8 protein-coding genes are annotated in these 7,379 nt (G+C 64.2%); 1 reads left to right on the top strand and 7 read right to left on the bottom strand.

The genetic code is table 11. The features are described from left to right. The 6 genes from JF781_RS26870 to JF781_RS26895 form a co-directional block, all read right to left on the bottom strand. Nucleotides 1-514 (bottom strand): MFS transporter (locus JF781_RS26870; protein ID WP_225330561.1); only part of this gene is annotated, 514 nt, incomplete at its 3' end. A gap of 48 nt (nucleotides 515-562) precedes the next feature. After that, nucleotides 563-1,957, bottom strand: a complete 1,395-nt coding sequence (locus JF781_RS26875; protein WP_225330562.1) for an MATE family efflux transporter — start codon at nucleotides 1,955-1,957, stop codon at nucleotides 563-565. Nucleotides 1,958-1,968: 11 nt separating this feature from the next. Then, the gene (locus JF781_RS26880; RefSeq protein ID WP_225330567.1) at nucleotides 1,969-3,252 is read right to left on the bottom strand and encodes an alanine racemase; all 1,284 of its coding nucleotides are present in this window, start codon (nucleotides 3,250-3,252) and stop codon (nucleotides 1,969-1,971) included. A gap of 80 nt (nucleotides 3,253-3,332) precedes the next feature. Continuing rightward, a complete protein-coding gene (locus JF781_RS26885; protein WP_225330563.1) occupies nucleotides 3,333-4,355 on the bottom strand; it encodes an ornithine cyclodeaminase in 1,023 nt (340 codons plus the stop codon). Between the two features lie 81 nt (nucleotides 4,356-4,436). Then, nucleotides 4,437-5,654: a PLP-dependent cysteine synthase family protein gene (locus tag JF781_RS26890; protein WP_225330564.1), complete on the bottom strand. Its 1,218-nt coding sequence runs from the start codon at nucleotides 5,652-5,654 to the stop codon at nucleotides 4,437-4,439. Between the two features lie 115 nt (nucleotides 5,655-5,769). Beyond that, on the bottom strand, nucleotides 5,770-6,201 hold the full coding sequence (locus JF781_RS26895; protein ID WP_225330565.1) for a hypothetical protein: 432 nt from the start codon (nucleotides 6,199-6,201) through the stop codon (nucleotides 5,770-5,772). Nucleotides 6,202-6,704: 503 nt separating this feature from the next. Here JF781_RS26895 and JF781_RS26900 point away from each other — a divergent pair. Beyond that, nucleotides 6,705-6,995, top strand: a complete 291-nt coding sequence (locus tag JF781_RS26900) for a metal-sensitive transcriptional regulator (protein ID WP_008257501.1) — start codon at nucleotides 6,705-6,707, stop codon at nucleotides 6,993-6,995. A 168-nt stretch (nucleotides 6,996-7,163) separates the two neighbouring features. On the opposite strand, the gene JF781_RS26905 is transcribed toward JF781_RS26900, so the two are convergent. Continuing rightward, on the bottom strand, nucleotides 7,164-7,379 hold a 216-nt coding region (locus JF781_RS26905; protein ID WP_225341334.1), incomplete at its 5' end, for an SHOCT domain-containing protein.

Consider the following 7,379-nt stretch of genomic DNA (forward strand, 5'->3'; position numbering starts at 1 on the left):
CCGCGCCGGCCGCCGCGACCCGAAAGTCCATGGCCATCAGGACAAGTCCAACAATTGGGCCGAGCAAGATGCCGGCGTGATTGAAAATATTGAACATCGCGAACGCCTCGACACGGCGGACGCCGACGTCGGCGGCCAGATACGCGCGAATCGCTGGGTTGAACAATGCACCGGCGAAACCGGTAGCCGCGGCGGCGATCAACACGGCGGGCAAGGACTGGCCCGCCACCAGTAACGCGAACCCGCCGGTGCGCAGTAGACATCCGGCCACGATCAGCCACTTGTAGCCCAGCCGATCGGCCAACGTGCCCCCCACGATGAACATGCCCAGCTCAGAGAAATCCCTGGTACCCAGGACCAGCCCGACAGCCCACGCCGCCAGCGCGAGCGGGCCGGCCAGGTAGCCGGCCAGATAGGGCATCAGCATGTAGAAACCGACGTTGATGCCGAACTGATTGATCAGCAGAATCCGGCTGGGCTTGTCGAACCCGCGGAACCGCGCCACAAAACCCACTGACCGCACCCTATACGTCAACCCCCGCTATCAAAACGCAGACGCCGGTCAGACTGCTTGCGGCAGATCCTTACGGAACCGTCGCAGCAGCAGCGCCGCCGTCGCGGCGAAGCCGGTGCTGAGCCCGATCCACACTCCGGCCCCATGCAATTGCGCCGGGAACGCCAGGAGCAACATGGCGGGCAGGCCAACCAACCAATACCCGATCGTGGTTGCTCGCAATCCGGCTTTGGTGTTGCCGATGCCCCGCAGCAGTCCCACGGCGATGTTTTGGGTGAAGTCCACGATTTGCTGGATTATCGCGAAGAAGAGGAAGAATTTGGCGATCACCATAGTGGCCGAATCGGCGGGGTCTAAAAATGGCCGTAAAACCCAGTAGGGTGCTACCACGTAGAGCAGTCCGAGCGCCACTGTGCTAGTTACCCCAAGAAGAAGCGCGACGACCGCTATCTGCTCGGCCTGCCCTTTATCACCTTTGCCGGTCGCACGGCTGATGAGGATGGATGATCCATGGGATAAGCCGATGCTGATTTGGAAGGCGATGCGGGTCAGCTGAGTCACCACATTGTGCGCGGCCAGCACGATCGGGCCGAAGGTTCCCATCACCACGGCGGCGAGCGACGTGATCCCGGCTTCCGAGCCGTACGTCAAAGAAATAGGCACTCCCAACCGCAGAATGTGGCGGGCCATTCCAGCGTCGGCATTCCAGCCGTCGACCGACAGCAGCGGGGCGAGGTGATTGTCGCGGCGCAGGATGAAATAGAACGCCGCAACGGTGAGTACCTGCACCAGCGTCGTTGCCAGTCCGATGCCCGCCAAGCCCAGCCGGGGGAGGCCCAGCAGCCCGTAGATGAACACCAAATCCAGCGCCGCGTTCAGTGCGATGGAGGCGATGCTGACCGCCAACAGAGGACCGGGGCGGCGCATACCAACGGAGAACTGCCGCAACACATTCAGCCACACCATCGGAAGCAGCCCTGGAGCTAAGGCAATCATCATGGGGCGCGCGAGGGCCAGCACGTCTTTGTCCACCCCGAAAACGGGCAATACATAGCCTAAGGCGATCAGCGCGCCGCCGAGAAGGACAGCCGTCACGGTGGCCACCAAGAAGGCAGATCGGTTGATCTGGCGGATCTCCGTGTGCGCCTTGGTGTCTGGGCGGTCGCTTCCGGAACGTGCCTCCCCTTGAGCGGCTGCAGTGGCGACCAGGTTTCCCACCGCGGTGACTACACCGACGCACATGGTGCGCATCAGGTTGTATAGGATCGCGGCTAGCCCACCGGCGGCGATGGCTTGCACCCCGATCAGTCCCATCATGGCCAAATCGGTGGTGGTCAAAGCAACTTGGGCGAATTGCACACCCGCGATGGGTGCCGCCAAAGCGGTGAGCTGCCGGCCGGTGCGCATCAGCGGAGCAAGCCGCACCCGGCGGTTTTCACCCACGGGCGCCTGGCTCACAAGCGATCACCGTTCTGGTCGGGGCGCCAGCGAAACCGGCCCTCGTCGTCACAAGTCACCTCGAGTTTCGGCGGCAAGGGGAGTCCATGGAACTCGGATTCGTTCTTGTCCATCTGGTAGCCAGCGGTGTTGGGGTAGATCAGCAGGTCACCATAACGCGGCTGCCGCGGTAGCTCCACTTTTCGCCAGGTCAGCATGTCATAGTCCAGGCAGCTAGCCCCGCCGACGCAGCATCGGACCGGGCCCGTCGACTGCAGCTCGTCCGAGCTTTCTTGCGGCCACAGCGTCGGATCTGGGAGGAACTCGCTGGATTTCCACTGCTCCGACAAGCTCATGCTCAGCCCGAGAACGGTGATGATCCCGTAGTCGCCGCGCCGCTTGAATCCCTGCACGGGAAAAACGGTGAACCCTGTCCCGTTGAGCAACGCGCGGCCGGGCTCGAGCAGGAGCTTGGTTCCCGTTGTGGCGAACCGGTCGCCGACGGTGCCTTGGCCGCGGGTGTCCTCGCTGGCGAGGATTGCGGCCAACATGTCGGCCCCGGTCGGCTCCTGATGATAGGGGTAGAAGTGGGTGAACGTCTTGCCGGCGTGAAAGTCGCTTTCGGTGCTGTCGCGCAAGAACCGGTCCCACGTCTCGCCGTCGAGATAGCTCACTGCGAATCCGCCGCCGATAGAAATGGACGTTGCCGCCAGCCCTTGCGCACGTGCCTCAACGACACGGTCAACCAGCTGGGCCGCCAGCTGCGCCCGTGGCGCGACCTCGTATCCGTTGAGGTGAAACGAGAATCCTTCCATGGACACACGCGACCGCTGCCTGGCGCATTGTTGTAGCGCGGCATCCAATTCTGTGGGGTCCAGACCAAATCTGCTCTGCGGGTTCACCTCCGGAAGCACCCGCAACAAGATCCGGACGCTCTCGCCGCGATGGACCAGCGCGATAACCCTGTCGAGCTCGTCGAGGGCGTCCACTGCGATCAAGCAACCGTGGCGGGCAGCTAGCCAGAGCAGATGTTCGCTTTTGGCGGGCCCGGTGACCACGATGTCTGAACCGCGCACACCGCAACTAAGCGCATGAACCAATTCCGGGGCGCTGGCTGCATCGACACCTGCGCCGACCTGCGCGCAGACGCGCAACCAGCACCCCGCCTTGTTGGCTTTCTTGGCGAAAAATACTTGCCCTTCCACGCCCGCCGAGTCGAGCACATCGGTAAACGCCTTCAGGTTTCGGGCGAACTGCGGCGCGAACAGCACGTGAAACGGGCCTCCGACCGCATGAGCCATATCGGCTACCAACGAACGATCAGATATGACTTCGCGGAACCATTCCGGCTCGACCGCCGGCAGCGACAAGGGCATCTGTGCTAGCTCCACAGCCTGATTTCCTGTCCGCGTCCACGAGCGATCGCTTGGGCGGCCAGTTCGTGCGCCACGGGGATGTCGGTGATGGCCATGCCGCTATTGAAAACGAAGACCCGGTCATCCTTGTCTCGCCTGCCCGGTGCTTGTCCGGCGAGGATGTCGGGAAGCTCGGCGTCCAAGCGTAACGAGCCGTTCTCGTCGGCGAAGCGGGTGCCCGTCACCGCCAGTTGGCCCGCGCTCGTCGCGACGGCGTAGTCGGCGTCGCGCAGCGAGGACGAGTGCACGCCGGTCCCGTTGACCGAGACGAACAGCGCCCCTGGCTTGAGCCAGCTGGTGCGGAACTTGACCTCAGTGGCCGGGCCAGCCGACGTCGCGACCAGAACATCGGCTTCGTTGGCGGCTTTCTCGGGGTCGGTGACGACTTCGATGTCTCGGTCGGGGTGCTGCTCGCGGACATACGCGCGCACGGCGGCGATGCCATCCGGATGGGTGCCGAACAACAGCAGCCGATCCAAGTCCGGCAGAGCAGTCCACAGGAACGGAAAGGTGTATCGGCCTTGAGCGCCCGAACCGGTCACCAGCGCGGTGCGAGCCCCCGGCGGTGCGCATGCGCCCGCGATCAGCGCGGTGTTGGCGGCCGTTCGTAGCGCGGTCACTCGGAAGCAGTCCATAAACGCTATCGGCAAACCCGCCTTATCGTCGTAGAGCGTAATGGTGATGTATTCTTTTTTCCCGTCGTCGTTTTGCATATAATAATCTTTAAACGCCGTGATTTGTGAACCGCCGTCATAGCCGGGCATCGCATAGGCAGCCGAATCCCGGTACGGCGAGCGCATCATGATTTTGGCCGGCGCCCGAGATGAACCATCGGCCACTCGCAGATAAGCGCCCCTGACCAGCTCCATTACCTCACTGGGACTGATCGCAATGTCGGCGATATCGCTGCGTGTTAGCACGCGCAGTGCAACGTCCTCGCGGTCCAGAATCTGCTGTACCGGTTGGCTGCCTGTTGCTGCAGAAACCATTACTGTATTACGTCCTCTCGTATTTTTCATCCAGTGCAGTGACCCAATGGGGTTCCTGCTCGTGCAATTCGTGCAGCGGGGCTATGCAGGAATCTTCACCTCGACTGAGCCATTTCCTCCCTGTATCCCCGCAGCCGCCTTCCGGATCGGTACTGCCCCGCGCAGCAGTGTGGGGTTGGTGATGGTGGTGGTGCGGGTCCAGGAGGTGATGACGTGTTGGTTGGGGTCGATGAGGGTGGTGGGGTGGGGAGTGGGTTGCCAGCCCAGGAGTTGGTGTTGGTGGCAGTAATCGTCGTTGTAGATGGTGTCGAAGTAGCGTTGCGGTCCGTCGGGAAACACCGCGGCAATCCGGGTGTCTTTGGGATAGGTGCGTGCGGCCCAACCGGCGACCAGCGCCACGGCCCCCACGCTCCAGCCGCCGCTGGCGAACTGGCTGGCCGCCAAAGTGCGAGCCGCCCAGACGGCTTCGGCCGGGGCCACCCAGTGGACTTCGTTGAAGGCGGGGTAGTCGATGTTGGCCGGGTGGATGCTGGAGCCCAGCCCGCGCATGAGCCGGGTGGTGGCCGGTTGGCCGAAAATCGTCGAGCCGATGGTGTCGACCCCGATCAGTTTCATGTCGGGGTTGAATCGGCGCAGCACCCGCGCCACACCGGCGGAGTGTCCGCCGGTGCCCACCGAGCAGACCAGCACATCGACGTTTCCGAGCTGGTCCATGAGCTCCAACCCCAGCGACTGGTAGCCGGTGATGTTGTCGGGGTTGCTGTATTGGTCGGGGCACCAGGCCCCCGGCTCGGCGGCCAGGACTTGGGCGACGCGGTCTTTGCGGGCTTGTTGCCAGCCCCCGATCGGGTGGGGTTCGGTGACCAGGTCGATCTGGGCGCCGTAGGCGGCCAGCATGTGGCGCACGATGGGTTCCATGCCGGTGTCGGTGACCACGGTGACCGGATGCCCGTAGGCCTGGCCGGCCAGCGCCAGGCCCAATCCCAGGCTGCCGCTGGTGGAATCCACGATGCGGGCTCCGGGTGTGAGTTCGCCGCGGGCGCGGGCGGCTTCGACCATGTGCAGGGCGGGGCGGTCTTTCATGCTGCCGCCGGGGTTGAACCCCTCCAACTTGGCCCAAAACCCGCGATCGGGTGGGGTCAGCGGGGCCGAGATCCGCAGCAGGGGCGTGTTGCCCACCAGGGCGGCGGGTCGCCGGGAGGTGGCGGGGGCGGGGGGTGCGCAGTCCCGCGGCTTGATGACCTTCAGTGCCGCAACGGGATGAACGCCTGTGTTGTCGAAAGGCAGAATTTCAGCCATGGGATTCGTCGCTTTCACGCGGAAGCCGCGAATATCGGTGCGCGGCACATGGTGATAGGGGTCAACGATCGCCGGCCGCCGCCGCAAAGGGCAGAAACGGCCTGGCGCTGACCAGTCAGCGACGAGACAGGCAGAACCGGGTCAAGACGTCTTGACCGGTAACAGAAAAAGCCGGGGTACGGGGCGGGCCCCGCCCGGCGGGCAGCCCAAACCGGGCCGGCCCAGCGGTCAGGGCCACGGCCAGCACCGCACCCAACACCGCCAGCGTCACCAGCGCGGCACCCGAGCGGGGCAGCACCGCTGTGGTGAACTGCTCATGATGGCCGCCCGAGGACCCCTTGCCCACATGCGGATGATCGACATTAACGGTGAACTCGCCACCCAGCGAAGCCACCAACGCGTGCGCTGGATGGGCTAGCGAAGACTGGGGATGCCCCATGATGCTGTGGGCGCCGATCAGCACCCCCCACATCGCCAACCACGCCGCAGCCCCCACCGCCACCGCATACCGCAGCCGTGGCGTTCCGCTAGCGCTGGCCAATCTCATAACACCCCGACCGTAGCACCGCCGGTCGCGGCCATTCCCGCTCCAAATCGAGTCGACGCCTGGCCGAGACCTGTCCGTGATCGATACCCCTTCAGCCGCCGGTGGGGGTCGGCCGAAGGCCCGAACGAAGGCAGGGGAAAGTCCACACCAACGACGATACGGTCTGTACCCCGTACCCGCAAAGGGTAGTGCGGCTCCAACTTCGCGTGTCGGTGTCGAGAGGGTCCCGCACTCACTGTAATAGCCATGCGGCTGACAGAACGTTGCCCCTGACGTGCGGGGCCACACGAGCCGGAATCGGGCACCGGTCCCGGTGCGCCCTCTAACGGGCGAACGCCCGTCGGGCGCGATACGGCATGCTACGTGCCATAATGAGGCCCATCAGCACTCGCATTTCCGCGATCCTGGCACCGCTTCCACGACACCGACGCCATTGCGATGGCTGACCCTCGTCACCACGCAGTAGGCGCGGGTCCCCGATGACCACGACGCTGGGAGGATAGATGACAACCCCACTCGGATATTCGGCGCAGAAGGACAACTACGCCAAGCGACTGCGCCGCATCGAGGGCCAAGTCCGCGGCATCGCGAAGATGATCGAGGACGACAAGTATTGCATCGACGTTCTCACCCAGATCAGCGCCGCCAGCAGCGCCTTACGGTCAGTTGCGCTGAATCTGCTCGACGAGCACCTTGACCACTGCCTGACCCGCGCCGCCGCGGAGGGCGGCGACCAGGCCCACGCGAAATTGGCCGAAGCGTCCGCCGCAATCGCACGACTTGTTCGCTCTTGATCGCTGCACGCATGAATACATCCGCTGCCAGGTGGAGCTCACACGACGCAGTGAGACGAACGGCTGCGACAACCCGCGGGCAGCCGTCACACCTCGCGCAAGCACACGTCGCTCAACCCTTCGCGAGGGATTAAGCGCCGGGTTACGAACACACGGCATGGGCCTGGATCAGGTTGGCAGCAGGCGCATTCTCTGTTCGTCGAATTCCTGCTGTGTCAGGATTCCGGCGTCGCGTAGCGATGCCAGCTCGCGCAGCTCGGCAGCGATGTTGATCGCTCCGACCGGCGAAACTTGCGGGGCGATTGCTGGGGCGTTTGCCTTGTCCTTCTTGTTCGGGTCGCGCGGGGCCTTCGCGGTGTCGGGCCGGCTTCGCTCCCGACCCAT

This window comes from Mycobacterium sp. WUMAC-067 (genome assembly GCF_020217485.1).
Classification (GTDB): domain Bacteria; phylum Actinomycetota; class Actinomycetes; order Mycobacteriales; family Mycobacteriaceae; genus Mycobacterium.